Origin of the sequence: Neisseria weaveri, assembly GCF_900638685.1 — a bacterium.
GTDB classification, from domain to species: Bacteria; Pseudomonadota; Gammaproteobacteria; order Burkholderiales; family Neisseriaceae; genus Neisseria; species Neisseria weaveri.
This window is the reverse complement of sequence record NZ_LR134533.1, coordinates 391,367-405,677: the sequence shown is the minus strand read 5'-3', so window position 1 is coordinate 405,677 and position 14,311 is coordinate 391,367. Positions and strand designations below refer to the sequence as shown.

The 14,311-nt window shown below is 51.1% G+C and carries 11 protein-coding genes; 4 read left to right on the top strand and 7 right to left on the bottom strand.

Features of this window, described 5'->3' with window-relative positions; all coding sequences use genetic code 11:
• Positions 1–10: 10 nt before the first annotated feature.
• The 5 genes from EL309_RS01970 to EL309_RS01950 all read right to left on the bottom strand — a co-directional run bounded on the left by EL309_RS01970 (position 11) and on the right by EL309_RS01950 (position 5,989).
• Positions 11–1,267, bottom strand: coding sequence for an RsmB/NOP family class I SAM-dependent RNA methyltransferase (locus tag EL309_RS01970; RefSeq protein ID WP_004285103.1), 1,257 nt, complete (start codon positions 1,265–1,267; stop codon positions 11–13).
• A 196-nt stretch (positions 1,268–1,463) separates the two neighbouring features.
• Positions 1,464–2,135 (bottom strand): DUF3108 domain-containing protein, encoded by a 672-nt coding sequence (locus EL309_RS01965; protein WP_004285935.1) that lies wholly within the window; start codon positions 2,133–2,135, stop codon positions 1,464–1,466.
• A 99-nt stretch (positions 2,136–2,234) separates the two neighbouring features.
• Positions 2,235–2,861 (bottom strand): phosphoribosylglycinamide formyltransferase, encoded by a 627-nt coding sequence (purN, locus tag EL309_RS01960; protein WP_004285106.1) that lies wholly within the window; start codon positions 2,859–2,861, stop codon positions 2,235–2,237.
• 161 nt (positions 2,862–3,022) lie between these two features.
• A complete protein-coding gene (locus EL309_RS01955; protein ID WP_004285107.1) occupies positions 3,023–4,504 on the bottom strand; it encodes a S41 family peptidase in 1,482 nt (493 codons plus the stop codon).
• 153 nt (positions 4,505–4,657) lie between these two features.
• Positions 4,658–5,989 (bottom strand): murein hydrolase activator EnvC family protein, encoded by a 1,332-nt coding sequence (locus EL309_RS01950; RefSeq protein WP_004285108.1) that lies wholly within the window; start codon positions 5,987–5,989, stop codon positions 4,658–4,660.
• Positions 5,990–6,270: 281 nt separating this feature from the next.
• Between EL309_RS01950 and EL309_RS01945 the strand changes: the two genes are divergently transcribed.
• From EL309_RS01945 to ileS, 4 genes are all read left to right on the top strand, one after another.
• Positions 6,271–6,819: a YqgE/AlgH family protein gene (locus EL309_RS01945; RefSeq protein ID WP_004285110.1), complete on the top strand. Its 549-nt coding sequence runs from the start codon at positions 6,271–6,273 to the stop codon at positions 6,817–6,819.
• Positions 6,812–7,270, top strand: coding sequence for a Holliday junction resolvase RuvX (gene ruvX / locus EL309_RS01940; protein ID WP_004285111.1), 459 nt, complete (start codon positions 6,812–6,814; stop codon positions 7,268–7,270). The genes EL309_RS01945 and ruvX overlap by 8 nt, the downstream gene beginning before the upstream one ends.
• 449 nt (positions 7,271–7,719) lie before the next feature.
• Complete coding sequence (locus EL309_RS01935; protein ID WP_004284157.1) at positions 7,720–8,133, top strand: YidB family protein; 414 nt, start codon at positions 7,720–7,722, stop codon at positions 8,131–8,133.
• Positions 8,134–8,418: 285 nt separating this feature from the next.
• Positions 8,419–11,199: an isoleucine--tRNA ligase gene (ileS, locus tag EL309_RS01930; protein ID WP_004284160.1), complete on the top strand. Its 2,781-nt coding sequence runs from the start codon at positions 8,419–8,421 to the stop codon at positions 11,197–11,199.
• Positions 11,200–11,500: 301 nt separating this feature from the next.
• Here the strand turns inward: ileS and EL309_RS01925 are convergent, their stop codons facing one another.
• Positions 11,501–12,535 carry an ABC transporter ATP-binding protein gene (locus EL309_RS01925; RefSeq protein WP_004284161.1) on the bottom strand — a complete coding sequence of 345 codons (1,035 nt, stop codon included), beginning with the start codon at positions 12,533–12,535 and terminating at the stop codon, positions 11,501–11,503.
• On the bottom strand, positions 12,535–14,148 hold the full coding sequence (locus EL309_RS01920; RefSeq protein WP_004284162.1) for an ABC transporter permease: 1,614 nt from the start codon (positions 14,146–14,148) through the stop codon (positions 12,535–12,537). Before EL309_RS01920 ends, EL309_RS01925 begins: the two co-directional genes overlap by 1 nt.
• Positions 14,149–14,311: the final 163 nt, after the last annotated feature.

The following is a 14,311-nucleotide window of genomic DNA, read 5'->3' as shown; positions in this document are numbered from 1 at the left end:
TATATTCGTGTTAATTACGTTCAAATACGGCGGCAAAGAAGCCGTCTGTTTGGTGTTGGGCGGAATCCAGGCGTAAGTATACACCTGTATCGAGGTTAATTTTAGCGTTACTTAATAGTTCTGCACAATCAACAGCATGCCATTCGGGATGGGTGTCGAGAAAACGGCGTACCTGCAACTCGTTTTCTTCGGGAAGTATGCTGCATGTGGCATAAACCAGACGCCCTTTTGGGGCGACCAGTTTGGCGGCTTCGGACAAAATCGAGACTTGTTGGGCCTGCAGGGAAGCGAGTGTTTCGGGGGATTGGCGGTATTTCAAATCGGGGTTGCGGCGCAGCGTGCCTAAGCCCGAACAGGGGGCGTCGACCAATACCCGGTCTGCTTTGCCGTTGAGTCGGGCGATGCGCGGATCGGTTTCGCTGCTGATGCGCTCGGGGTGGATATTGGTCAGGCCTGCGCGTGTCATGCGCGGTTTGAGATTGGCCAAACGTTTTTCGGCAATGTCGAAAGCGTAGATACGGCCTTTATTGGCCATCATGGCGCCGACCGCTAAGGTTTTTCCGCCTGCACCGGCGCAGAAATCAACAACGATTTCGCCGCGTTTCGCACCCAATAACAAGGCCAGCAGCTGGCTGCCTTCGTCTTGTACTTCGAGCGTGCCGTCAAGGAAGCGGGGGTGTTTGTTGAGGGCGATTTTGTCTTTGAAACGGATGCCCCACGGGGAATAAGGTGTGGCTTCGGCTTGCAGTCCTTCGGTTTGCAGTTCGGCCAGAATTTTGTCGCGCTTGCCGTTTAAGGTGTTGACGCGCACGTCCAACGGGGCGGGTTGGTTGATGCTGCGGCCGAATTGTAGGATTTCGGTTTCGGAGTAATGGTTGTGCAGTTGTCGGATCAACCATTCCGGCAGTTCGGCAGCTGTGTTGAGGCCGTCTGAAAATTCGGCTTTTCTGGCTTTGAGCTGGCTGAGAAATTCTGTTTCTTCTTCGTTAATCAGGTCTTTCAGGCTGCCGATATTTACGCTGCGGCCGAGTACCAAAGCCGCTAATGCGGCTTTACGCGCTTGGGCATGCGGGCGGCGAAGGGCGGCGGAGATTTTTTGGTAATGGCGTAAGGCGGCGAAAGCGGTTTCGGCGATTTCGTGACGGTCTTGCCGGCCGAGTTTTTTGTGTTCGCGGAAATAGGCGGATAACACGGCATCTGCGGGTTGTTTGAACGTCAGCATATTTTCCAGCAGGGATGCGGTGTGTTCGAGTTGTGTCGGTGTCATATCGGTTGGAAGGGATAGATAAGTGAAATGTCGGAATTATACGCGATTTCTTGATGGCTTGATGTTTGAGGCCGTCTGAAAATTTTAGGCCGTCTGAAAATGGGCAGTTTGCTTTTATGAAAGAAGCCTGCGGTTTTCAGACGGCCTATTACTGTTTTGATACTGCTTGGGTGCTGTATCGGGCAACGGCGGTGGGTTAAGGTTGAACCGTTTGGCCGTTGATTTTGATGCCGGTCAGTTTCAGGTTGTAGGTTTTGCCGTCGTCGGTATAGCTGATTTGAGCAGGAATGTTGTTCAAAGCCGGAGCGAACGAGTAGTTGATGGTGCTGTCGCCGCGGTGGACGCGGTAGTGGTTGACGGGCGTGTTGCCGCCGCTGAATTTATATTCGCCACTGCCGGTTTTTTTCATGCCGCTGACCGGATACAGTTTTTTGCCGTTGGTGATTTTCAGGCCGGAGGGCAGTTTGCCTTCGTTGGCGGCCAAATGCCATGCCAAGGTAAACAGATCCATGGTGGTGCCTGAAGCGTTTTCGGTTTTGGGCGAACCGGCTTTGCCGTAGGTTACGCTGTTGCCGCTGAACTTGGCTTCGGCATAGGTTTTTCCGCCACGGATGTCTTTATAGTAGGACGGTTTCAGCGTATTGCCGGCTATGGTGCCGCCGGATTCGAAACGGATCCGATATAGAGGCACTTTGATGTTGGCAACGACTTTGTAGCTGTTGCCGCTTTTGGTAAACGTCATGGTGGCGGGAATGCCGTAACTGCCTGAGTAATTGAGTTCGGCTGATTGCGGCAGCTCCGCCGAAAAGGCGGTGCTTGCCAGAAGGACAGCCAGTGTGCCGGATAGGATGATGTGTGTCGGTTTCATGTTCATCGGATTGGGGTTCTTTACTTGAAGTTTGCCTGAAGGCTAGTTTGCATGGTTTTCGGGTTAAGAAATGTTGGCAAATAGAAAGATTTATCAGGCTTAGTTAAGCAGTTGGACGTTTTCGGGCTGGCGTTCGGTGTTGAGTACGCGGTTACCTTCGATTTTCAGACGGCCTGCTACAAAATCTGCCACGGCTTGCGGGAAGAGTGTGTGCTCAACTTTCAATACCCGTGCGGCAAGGGTGTCGGCGGTGTCGTTGTCGAAAACGGGAACGGCACCTTGTGCAATCACCGGTCCGCAATCTAACTCTGCCGTTACGAAATGAATCGTGCAGCCGGCTAAGCGGCAGCCTGCTTCAATGGCTCTTTGGTGGGTGTGCAGACCTGTAAACGAGGGCAGTAAAGAGGGGTGGATGTTGATGAGGCGGTTTTCGTAATGGCGGCAGAATTCGGGGGTGAGGATACGCATAAATCCGGCCAATACCACTAAATCGGGCTGATAGGCATCGATTTTTTCCATCATGGCGCGGTCGAAGTCCAAGCGGTTGGCGAAGTTTTTATGGTTGAGGCTGTCGGTTTGGATGCCGCACTCGGCAGCCCATGCCAGTCCGGCTGCGTTTTCGTCGTTGCTTAACACGGCGGCAATGTTGGCGTTCGGAACGGCGGCATTGACGATGGCCTGCATATTGCTGCCGCGGCCTGAGATGAGGATAACGATGTTTTTCATGATGGTTTGACGGGGTAGGTTAATAAAAACGGGTTTTTAAAGCAGCCGGAATCCGTTCGGCAAAGCTTGTTTCAGATTGCATATTGCACAGCAGGAAGACCGGCTGTGCAATATTCGGCTGAAACCCGAAGCGCGGGTTTGCTTATTTTATTACTCTTGGATTACTCGGATTTTTCTTTGTCTTTTTTCGGTGCCGGTTTGGTGGCGGCCAAGCCCAAAGATTTTTTCCAATCGTCCGGCGTTTTAACCAGATTCAGCGCTTTGCGCAGTTGGTCGTCTTTTTCCGGATTCGGGATACGGCGTGAAGCAATGTCTTCTTTATCGTCTTGTTTTTTGTTTTTATCCGCTTGTTCTTTGGCTTTTTCGGCTTCCTGATTTTCAGACGGCTTATCTTCAATCAAGGTATTGCCGTTGACTTCCTCGCCGCCGAGCGGATTGCCGATGTGGCCGATGAGGTCGGCTTCGCGGCTTTCAAACAGACGGTCTTTGTCTTTCACTTCTACGTCCGGTACGATGCCTTGAGCTTGAATTGAGCGGTCTTTGGGCGTGTAGTACAGGGCGGTGGTGAGTTTGATGGCGCTGCCGTTGGACAGTGGCAATACGGTTTGAACCGAGCCTTTGCCGAAGCTTTGTGTGCCGACAATGACTGCGCGTTTGTGATCTTGCAGTGCGCCGGCGACGATTTCGGAAGCCGAGGCCGAACCCGAATTGATCAATACGGTTAAAGGAATGGTTTTGAGTTCGGCAGGCAGGCCTTTGAGCGGGTCGTTGCCGTGCGAAAGCATATAGTCTTCAGGTGTGGCGTTCAGGCTCATCCCGTCTTTGCCGTCGCGGCCTTTGGTGCTGACTACCGGTACGTTGTGCGGCAGGAAGGCAGAGGAAACGCCGACGGCGCCGTTGAGCAGGCCGCCGGGGTCGTCGCGAAGGTCAAGCACCAAACCTTGCAGCGGCGCTTTGTTTTCTTTAACCAAAGCTTTCGCCGAGTCGTTTAAGGCCTGAACGGTGCGCTCTTGGAATTGGCTGATGCGGATGTAGCCGTAGCCGGGTTCGAGCAGGTGGTGGCGGACGCTCTTCACTTTGATGATGGCACGGGTCAGTTTAACCGTAATCGGTTTGTCGGCATTTTTTCTCGATAAGGTCAGGGTAATGTCGGTGCCGGGTTTGCCACGCATTTTTTTTACGGCTTCGTGTACAGTCATGCCGCGTGTGGAAACGCCGTTGATTTTAACGATAAAGTCACCGCTTTTTACGCCTGCGCGTTCGGCCGGCGTATCTTCAATCGGTGCGATGACTTTGACAAAGCCGTCTTCGGAGCCGATTTCCATGCCCAGGCCGCCGAATTCGCCGCTGGTGGATTCTTTCAGGTCGGCATAGTCTTTTTTGGTCATGTATTCGGAATGGGGATCCAAGCCGCTGACCATGCCTTTCATTGCGCCTTCAAGCAACTCTGTGTCTGCTTTGTCTTGGTAATAGTTGGCTTTGATTTGCCCGTAAACTTCGGCCATGGTGCGGATGGACTGCACGGGCAGGGCTTCATTGCCGCTCTTGTTTGATGCGTAACTCTGAACGCTTACGGTAAGGACGATTCCGCTGAATGCGCCTAATGTGTAAAGGGCGATTTTTTTCAAAGTGGAGTTTGCCATTGTGTCTGCTTTCTCTTTCTAGGTTTCAGATGCGTGCCGCTCTGATTTTGATTTTGTCCAACTTTATGTGATTTGTGCGGTACGGGCAAGGCTGCCTGTTTAAAAAAGTGTTAATGTCGTGCGTTTTAAGGCTGGGGGCCGTCTGAAAAACGGTTACAGTATCCAAGACAAGGGGTTGAGTGCTTGGTTGCGGTAACGGATTTCGAGATACAGGCCTTGTTCGCCGCCGGGCAGGCTGCCGCTGGTGCCGAGTGTTTGGCCGGCTTTGACGCGGCTGCCGTTGCTGACGTTGATGCTGTTCAGCCCTGCGTAAACGCTCATGTAAGTATCGCCGTGATCAATGATGACCACGTTGCCGTAGCCGCCCAAATGGGTGGTGTAGGCAACGTTGCCGTCTGCGATGCTGCGTACGCCGGTGGGCGCGGTAGAAAAGAATGTGCCGCGCCAAGTGCCGCCGCTTGGGCGGGGTTGGCCGAACCTGCCGGTAATGCTGCCGCCGACCGGACGTTTCAGACGGCCTTGCATATTGCCGAAACTGTTTCTGTTTTGGGTGTCGGCAGAAGGTGCTTGCAGGGCCATGTCTTCGGCGGTCAGTGTGGATTTCGGACGGCGTTGTGCCGTGGCGGTCTGTTTGGTGGGTTTGTCTTGTTTACGGGCTTCGTTTTTGTTGGTTTTTTTGCCGGATTCTTTTTGTGCTTTGGCTGCGGCCAGGCGGGCTTCCGCTGCTTTTTTACGTTCGATGGCGGCTTTTTTGCGTTTTTCTTCGTTTTTGCGGGCAATTTCAGCCAGTAGGCGGTTTAGTTTTTGTTCGTTTTCGCGCAGGTTGGCAAGCTGGCGCGTTTGTTTGTCGATTTGTGCGGAAAGACGGTTGCTTTCGGCTAAGGCTGACGAATTGGCTTGACCGAGTTTTTTCAAGGCCGCTTGTTTTTGTTGTTTGATTTGGTTGAGGCGCGCTAGTTCGGCATCAATGGCTTTTTCCTGTCTGTCCAGCTCTTCTTGCTGCTGAATCAGGCTGTTGATGACTTTTTCATTGGCCGCGTTGATGTGGCGGCTGTATTCGAGATAGCGGTTTTTTTGTCCGGGCTCGGCATTTTTTAAAAACAGCATAACGGCGTTGGGTTGGCGGTTTTTATAGTTGCCTGCCAATAAGCGTGCGATTTGGGCTTTGGTGGCGGCGGTTTCGGTTTTCAGACGGCCTAATTCGTTTTGCAGTTTTTGCAGTTTGGCCCAAGCGTCGCGTTGGCGGCGGTTGATATTGTCGAGTTCTTGTTTTGCCTGCTTGAGGGCGGATTGTGTACGGTTGAGGTTGGCGCGCGTGCTTTTCTGCGCGCTTTGTTTTTGCTGCAGATCGTTTTGTGCGGATTGGATGGCTTGTTTGATTTCCTTCAAGTCGTCGGAAATTTCGGCTGAATTGCCGGGATTGGCGGCCGCGGTATGGGCGAGGCCGAGCAGGAGGGTTATCAGCAGTGGCTTTAAAGGTATCATTTCAAGGTGTTTTTAATAGGGAACAGTAAAGCGGATTATACTGGATTGGGCGGCTGTCTGAAAATAACGGACTTGTTCTTTTAAAATCAACATGTTTCTTGTTACTTACCTGATTAATTAAGTGCGGGGGTGCTTTATTTTTGACGGATTGTCTATGGGAAAGGCCGGAAGCAGGGTAAAATTAGATATTGCTTTGGAATTTTTGCAACCGTTAAAGCCTGGACTGCCGGGACGTTTGGTCTGCGGTTTGATTGTGTTGGATTGGTTAAGAGACTGTTTATATGGATTTGACAAACCATTTATTGCTGGCCATGCCTGATGTAGACGATCCTTTTTTCGAGAAAAGCGTAGTTTATATTTGCGAGCATAATGCCGACGGTGCAGTCGGCCTTGTGATCAATAAGCCGTCGCCTTTGAAAATGGGTGTGGTGTTCGGTGCGGTAGATGTGAACCTGCCGGAGCGGTTTGAAGATGATCCGGTGATGATAGGCGGTCCGGTTCAGCTCGACAGAGGATATGTTTTACACCGTCCCGTCGGCAATTGGCAAAGCAGCTTGGTGGTAAACGACAATACGGCTTTGACGACTTCGCGCGACATCATCGAGAGTTTGGCCAACGGAGAAACGGTGGACAAAGCCATGATCAGTATCGGCTATGCCAGCTGGACCGCAGGGCAGCTGGAGCGCGAATTGGGCGAAAATACCTGGCTGACCGTGCCGGCGGACGAATACATTGTGTTTGATTTGCCGTATGCCAAGAAATACGGTGCGGCGTTGGCGAAACTGGGCGTCGGCTCGGAAAGCCTGATGCGTGAGGCAGGCCATGCTTGAGCCGTTGAAAGGAACAACGCTGGCATTTGATTTCGGCGAAGCGCGTATCGGCGTGGCGCAGGGAGACGGCGAATTGGGGATTACCCACCCGTTGGCGACGGTTTCAGGTGAAGGTAATGACGTCAAGTTTGAAGCGATTGCCAAGCTGATTAAGGAATGGCAGCCGGTACAGCTGGTGGTCGGCCTGCCGGTTCATGCCGACGGAGCGGAACATGAGCTGACGCGCTTGAGCAGAAAGTTCGGTCGGCGTTTAAACGGGCGTTTCGGTTTGCCCGTGTTTTGGGTGGACGAGCGGATGTCGTCGCTGTACGCGGAAAGCTTGTTGGCCGAGGCGCAGGTGTTCGGAAGGAAGCAGAAGCAGGTGCTTGACCAAGTGGCGGCACAGGCGATTTTGCAGGGCTTTTTTGACGGCGGTGCCGCAGAATTTTTTGACGGCAAACAAGAGAAATAAACGTAAGCAGTGGGCGGATTTTTCAGACGGCCTGCAGGCAGTTTTTATAACTGCCTGCAGGCCGTCTGAAAAATAAGGCCGTCTGAAAAATAAGGCCGTCTGAAAAATAAGGCCGTCTGAAAAATAAGGCCGTCTGAAAAATAAGGCCGTCTGAAAAATAAGGCCGTCTGAAAAATAAGGCCGTCTGAAAAATAAGGCCGTCTGAAAAATAAGGCCGTCTGAAAAATAAGGCCGTCTGAAAAATAAGGCCGTCTGAAAAATAAGGCCGTCTGAAAAATAAGGCCGTCTGAAAAATAAGGCCGTCTGAAAAATAAGGCCGTCTGAAAAAACAGAATAGTGTTGTTTTATTTGACGGTTTGGCCAGATTGTTTAAAAAACGGTTTGTGGCGGTGCCGATTTGTTGTATTGTCTGGCGTTTGTCGGATAAATCGTAAATTAAAGGAAAAATTATGGCTTTGATGGATAATTTGTTGGGTGCGGCTGTGTCGGCTTTGAGCGGCGGTAACAACAGTCAGAATACTGCTATTCAAATGGTTTTGGATTTGGTTCAAAAAAGCGGCGGCTTGGGCAGCCTGATCAATATGCTGCAGCAGGGCGGTTTGGCTGCGGCGCTGCAAAGCTGGATTTCCAGCGGTGCGAACCAAAGCGTTTCAGGCAATGAGTTGCAGTCGGCTTTGGGCAGCGATTTGATCAGTCAGATTGCTTCCAAATTCGGCATGGACGGTCAGCAGGCGGGCGATTTGTTGGCCCAATACCTGCCGAATTTCGTAGACAGCGCGACGCCGAACGGTTCGGCTGAAGATGCCGATGGTTTCGGTTTGGACGATTTGGCGGCGCTGGTGTTGAAAAATCTGATGAAATAAGGTTTGTCTTCAAAGCCGGGTGCGGTTTTCCGATATACCGCATCCGGTTTTTTTAATGAATAAAAGTCGGTGTGTTTTGATGTTTTGCCGTATGCCGATTCCGGTTTGCTGAAGCGTGAAAGGGATTTCGGGCGGGCTGTTGGGAAATAGCTTAAAAAAACAACACAATTCCGTTACAATACGCAACACTATTTTATCGATTTCAAATGGCGGCTTTTTCATTGGATTTATCAGCCGTGAGGCCGTCTGAAAATATTGTTTTACCAAAATGACACGAGAACCAACATGACCGATTACAGCAAAACCGTAAACTTGCTTGAAAGTCCGTTTCCAATGCGCGGCAATCTGGCCAAGCGCGAGGGCGGTTGGCTAAAAAGCTGGTATGAGCAAAAACGCTACCAAAAACTGCGCGAAATCGCCAAAGGCCGTCCTAAATTCATTCTGCACGACGGCCCTCCTTATGCCAACGGCGATATCCATATCGGTCATGCTGCCAATAAAATTCTGAAAGACATTATTGTCCGCAGTAAAACATTGGCCGGCTTCGATGCGCCTTATGTGCCGGGTTGGGACTGCCACGGCCTGCCGATTGAGCTGATGGTGGAAAAGCTGCATGGTAAAGACATTCCGGCGGCGAAGTTCCGTGAATTGTGCCGTGCTTATGCCACCGAGCAGATTGCGCGTCAGAAAAAAGACTTTATCCGTTTGGGCGTGATGGGCGATTGGGATAATCCTTATCTGACCATGAACTATAAAACCGAAGCGGATACCGTTCGTGCTTTGGGCGAAATTTATAAAGCGGGCTATCTGTATCGCGGCGAAAAGCCGGTTCAATTCTGCTTGGATTGCGGCTCGTCTTTGGCGGAAGCGGAAGTGGAGTATAAGGATAAGGTTTCACCGGCGATTGATGTTGCTTATCCTTTCAAAAACAACGCCGCTTTGGCTCAGGCTTTCGGTTTGAATGAAATTGAGGGTGCGGCTTTCGGTGTGATTTGGACAACCACGCCTTGGACGCTGCCGGCCAGCCAAGCGATGAGTGTGGGTGCGGATGTGGTGTATCAATTGATCGATACGCCTAAAGGCAAGTTGGTTTTGGCGAAAGATTTGGCTGAAGAGGCCATGAAGCGTTACGGCTTTGAAAATACGACAGTATTGGCCGAAACCACCGGCGCGAAACTGGAAAACCTGCATTTGCAGCATCCTTTCCTGGATCGGGATATTCCTGTTTTGGTCGGCGAGCACGTTACTACCGATGCCGGTACCGGTTTGGTACACACCGCGCCGGCACACGGTTTGGAAGACTATTTCGTTTGCATTAAATACGGCATCGAGTTGGACAACCCGGTTAATGGTGAAGGCCGCTACCGCAGCGATGTACCGCGCGTTGCCGGTTTGACGGTATGGGACGCCAATCCTGTGATTTTGGAATGGTTGGAAGAGGAAGGCCGTCTGCTGTCGAACACCAAAATCGAGCACAGTTATGCGCATTGCTGGCGTCATAAAACACCGTTGATTTACCGTGCGACCGGCCAATGGTTTATCGGTATGGACAAGCCCGGTGCGGACGGTAAAACCCTGCGCAACAATGCGATGAAAGCGGTAGACGATACCGAATTCTTCCCGGCTTGGGGCCGTGCGCGTTTGGAGGCGATGATTGAAGGCCGCCCGGATTGGTGTGTATCGCGCCAACGCAACTGGGGTACGCCGATGACGTTCTTTATTCATAAAGAAACCGGCGAACTGCATCCGCGTTCGGCAGAGCTGCTGGAAGAAGTGGCCAAGCGCATCGAACAAAAAGGGATCGAAGCCTGGTTTGAGCTGAAAGCCGAAGAGTTGTTGGGTGAAGAGGCTAAAGACTACGAAAAACTGTCCGACACTATGGATGTGTGGTTCGATTCCGGCTCTACCCATTTTTCGGTTTTGAAACAGCGCGAAGAATTGGCATGGCCTGCCGACCTGTATTTGGAAGGCAGCGACCAACACCGCGGTTGGTTCCAGTCTTCCATGCTGACCGGCTGTTCGGCTATGGGGCGTGCGCCGTACAAACAATTGCTGACCCACGGTTTCGTGGTGGATCAAAACGGCCGCAAGATGTCCAAATCTTTGGGTAATGTGGTTGCGCCGCAAGAGGTTTACAACGAATTCGGTGCCGATATTCTGCGTTTGTGGACGGCTTCGACCGACTATAGCGGCGAATTGGCAATTTCCAAAGAAATTTTGAAACGGGTAACCGAGAGCTACCGCCGTATCCGCAATACCTTGAGCTTCCTGTTTGCGAACTTGAGCGATTTCCGCCCGATCGAGCATGCCGTTCCTCAAGACCAGATGGTTGAGTTGGACCGTTATGCTATGGTTCTGACCCGTCAGCTGCAAGAGCGTTTGGCCGGTGATTATTATCCGCGCTATGCGTTCCACTTTGCGGTAAAAGACATTGTGAATTTCTGTTCCGAAGAGTTGGGCGCGTTCTATTTGGACGTGTTGAAAGACCGTCTGTATACCACTAAAACCGACAGTCATGCCCGTCGCAGCGCACAAACGGCTTTGTATCACATTACCCGCAGTTTGGTATTGATGATTTCTCCGATTCTGTGCTTCACGGCGGAAGAAGCTTGGGACATTATCGGCGGCGGTGAGGAAGACAGCGTATTGTTCCATACTTGGCACGAATTCCCGAATATCAACGAGAAGAGTGAAGCCGAGCTGCTGAAAAAATGGCAGGTGGTGCGTTCGGTTCGCGAAGCGGTAACAGCTGCCATCGAACCGCTGCGTACGGATAAAACCGTCGGTTCTTCTTTGCAGGCAGAGGTGAAGATTGTTGCGCCGGAAGAAACGGCCGGTTACTTGAAAGCTTTGGGTGATGAGCTGCGCTTTGTGCTGCTGGTGTCCGGTGTGGAAGTGGCTAAAGGCGACGAATTGTCTGTAACTGCCCAAGTAAGCAATGGTCAGAAGTGTGAACGCTGCTGGCATTACACCGACGATATCGGTGCGGTTGCCCAACATCCGACCATTTGTAAGCGTTGTGCCGACAACGTAAGCGGAGCGGGTGAAGAGCGTTATTATGCATAAGCATTGAATGAATGTTTGAGAGGCCGTCTGAATTTTCAGACGGCCTTTTGTTTTTTAACGGATTGTTATTTTGGATAGGTTATGTGGGCGTATGCACAGTGAGATAGGGCTTCGGCGGATTAAGTGTCAAACCTGTATGCAGGGTTGGAATTTTCTTACTTTATCTGTTATGTGTTGGGCTTGGGTAGAAAAGTGCGTATGGATAAGTTTGCATTGGGAAAGGCCGTCTGAAAATTTCAGACGGCCTTTTGATGTGTGGTTTTTCCTTCGGATAGGTATGCCGTAACGCAATGTATTCGGTTTAGGCAGGAAACAGCACCAAGTTTTCAGGCCGGACTTGCACGGGCAGGCGTGTGCCGATGGGGAAATTTTGAAAGCTGTCGGTTTCCAGTGCAACGGTTTCGCCGTTATCCAACTGCAATGTGTATACCGTATGGCAGCCGCGGAAATTCTGTTCGGCTACGGTTGCTTGTACCGCGGCTTGAGGATTGTGGACGATATTGTTGTTTCTCAGAAGGATTTTAATAGATTGGCCGGCAGGGTAGCTGCAAGGAGCGGTTAAGTCGATTATGCCTAAGGCGGTTCCGATTTGCATGGGCGATACGATGCGGCCGCTGATGATAGAGCCGGCATCACAGAATGAGGCAATGTATTCGTCTGCCGGTGCGTGGTAGATTTGGCGCGGTGTGTCGAATTGTTTCAGACGGCCTTCGACCATCATGCCTACTTTGTCGGCCATGGTAAATGCTTCTTGACGGTCGTGCGTTACCAAGATGGCCGCGGTGTGGGTTTGCTTCAGCATATGGCGGATGTCTTTCGACAAACGGGTACGCAGGTCGGCATCAAGATTGGAAAACGGTTCGTCCAAAAGAATCAGTTTCGGGCTGGGAGCGAGGGCGCGCGCCAAAGCGATACGCTGTTGCTGGCCGCCTGAAAGCTGGTGCGGATAGCGGTCGGCATAATCGGTCATATCTATTAAAGCCAGCATTTCTTTTATCCGCTTCTGCTTGGCTTCTTTGCCTGACTTTTGCAGGCCGAAAGCAATGTTTTCGGCTGCGGAAAGATGAGGGAATAGGGCGTAATCTTGGAAAACCATACCGATTTCGCGCTTGTGTGCCGGAATGTAAGTGTGGCTGTCAAACAGGGTTTGGCCGTTGAATGCGATGCTGCCGTTTTCGGGCTGCTCGAATCCGGCAATGGTGCGCAGGGCGGTGGTTTTTCCGCAACCGGACTGACCGAGCAGGCAGATGATTTCGTCGGCTTCAACATGCAGGCTGAAGCGGTTGAGCACGGTTTTGGGCGGATAAGATAAATTGAGATCGGTTACGGTAAGCATTAGCGGTCGGACTCCGTACGGGAAAACAGAATTACCGGTATTAAGCCGGTTAAAACGATAAACAGGGCGGGTAGGGCGGCGTTCATATATTGGCCTTCGATGGTAAAGGCGTAAATACGGATGGCGAGTGTGTCCCAATCATAGGGGCGGGTCATGAGAGTGATAGGGATTTCTTTCATGGTGTCGACAAAAGTCATTAAGACGGCCGTGCCGACCGAACCTTTCAGCAACGGCAGATAAATACGCCGCAAGATGCTTGCATTGGTGTGTCCCAATGAGCGTGCCGCTTCGGTTTGTGAGGCACTGATACGTTCCAGTCCGGCTTCGACTGCGGAATAGCCGACTGCCAGAAAGCGGATAAGATAAGCCATCAGCATGACTAAAAGCGTTCCTTTGAAAACGGCAGTGGTGCCTTCGGGGAAATGAAAAGTTTCCAGCAGGCGGTTATCCAGCCAAGCAACGGGAATAAAAACGCCGACAGCCAATACGGAACCGGGAATGGCGTAACCGAGCGTGGCAATGCGGGCGGAAACGGCGGCAAAGCGGTTTTTTTCGTTCCGTTTCGATAAGGCAAGCAGCAGGGCTACGGAAGCGACCAATGCGGCAGCGGCAAGGGAAACGGCCAAAGAGCTGAACGCCTGTTCCCATAATTGCGTATTGAAACGGTCGTGCCAGCTTTGGTAGGCCCAAACGCTTAATTGGATAATCGGCATGGCAAAAGCAAAAATCAGGATGAGGCTGCAATAAACGGCTGCGCTCCATTTGGCCGCTCCGTGCAAAGGCTGGCGGCGGTGGTATGCGCTTTTACCGGGGGCAGTGAATTTGCGTGAACCGCGTGAATATTGTTCTAAAACCAGTAGGACAAACACGGCGATAATCAGTAATGAAGCCAACTGTTTGGCGGTTTCGATGGAGAAAAAGTCAAACCATGCTTGGTAAATGGCGGTGGTAAATGTGTCGTAGCTGAAGATAGACACCGTTCCGAAATCGGCCAGAGTTTCCATCAAAGCTAAAATCAGACCGCCGCCGATCCACGGTCTGGCCATAGGTACGGCGATTTTGATGAATGAACGCAACGGTGAAAAGCCTAAAGAAGCACCGGCTTCCAAAGCCCGTTGTCCCATACTGGAAAAAGCGTTGCGGGCAAGCAGATAAACATAAGGATAAAGCGTTAAGCTCATCACAATAGACAAACCGATACCGTTACGAATATCCGGCAGCCTGCCGTCCCAGCCCAGCTTTTCCTGTAAAAACGTATTAACCGGGCCGGAATAATCAAAAATGCCCAACTGCGTAAATGCCAAGACATAAGCCGGAACCGCAAGAGGCAACATCAGCGCCCAAAAGAAAAAGCGTTGTCCGGGAAAGCGGTACATGGCTGTGAGCCAAGCGCAGGACGTTCCCAGCAGGGTAACGCCGAAGCCGACGCTCAACATCAACCACACTGTATTTTTTACCAATTCGGGAAGCTGGTATTCCAACAGGAAATTCCAAATTTCGGCATCAAACTCTCCGAATGAAGAAAGAATGACGCCGAGCGGAATCAGGATGAGGCTGATACATAAAATCAGCCAAAGTTTTGCGGGCAGGCCGGTTAATGAAAATTTTTTCATGTTGTAAGGAACAGTTTATTAATGTCGTTAAGGGCAGATGCTTAGACATTATATCAATATTTTTATCCGAATTTTTTATATAAATAAGAATTAATCTTGTTTATATGTTGCTTTTCTTTTAAAATTGAGAATGCAAGTCAGTATCTTACTATCGAAATCTTAA

Bases quoted from the DNA above. Each gene is read 5' to 3' on its own strand.
- purN (WP_004285106.1), bottom strand. From the start codon at position 2,861: ATGAAAAACATCGTTATCCTCATCTCAGGCCGCGGCAGCAATATGCAG.
- EL309_RS01955 (WP_004285107.1), bottom strand. From the start codon at position 4,504: ATGGCAAACTCCACTTTGAAAAAAATCGCCCTTTACACATTAGGCGCA.
- ruvX (WP_004285111.1), top strand. From the start codon at position 6,812: ATGCTTGAGCCGTTGAAAGGAACAACGCTGGCATTTGATTTCGGCGAA.
- EL309_RS01920 (WP_004284162.1), bottom strand. From the start codon at position 14,148: ATGAAAAAATTTTCATTAACCGGCCTGCCCGCAAAACTTTGGCTGATT.
- ileS (WP_004284160.1), top strand. From the start codon at position 8,419: ATGACCGATTACAGCAAAACCGTAAACTTGCTTGAAAGTCCGTTTCCA.
- EL309_RS01935 (WP_004284157.1), top strand. From the start codon at position 7,720: ATGGCTTTGATGGATAATTTGTTGGGTGCGGCTGTGTCGGCTTTGAGC.
- EL309_RS01965 (WP_004285935.1), bottom strand. From the start codon at position 2,135: ATGAAACCGACACACATCATCCTATCCGGCACACTGGCTGTCCTTCTG.
- EL309_RS01945 (WP_004285110.1), top strand. From the start codon at position 6,271: ATGGATTTGACAAACCATTTATTGCTGGCCATGCCTGATGTAGACGAT.
- EL309_RS01950 (WP_004285108.1), bottom strand. From the start codon at position 5,989: ATGATACCTTTAAAGCCACTGCTGATAACCCTCCTGCTCGGCCTCGCC.
- EL309_RS01925 (WP_004284161.1), bottom strand. From the start codon at position 12,535: ATGCTTACCGTAACCGATCTCAATTTATCTTATCCGCCCAAAACCGTG.
- EL309_RS01970 (WP_004285103.1), bottom strand. From the start codon at position 1,267: ATGACACCGACACAACTCGAACACACCGCATCCCTGCTGGAAAATATG.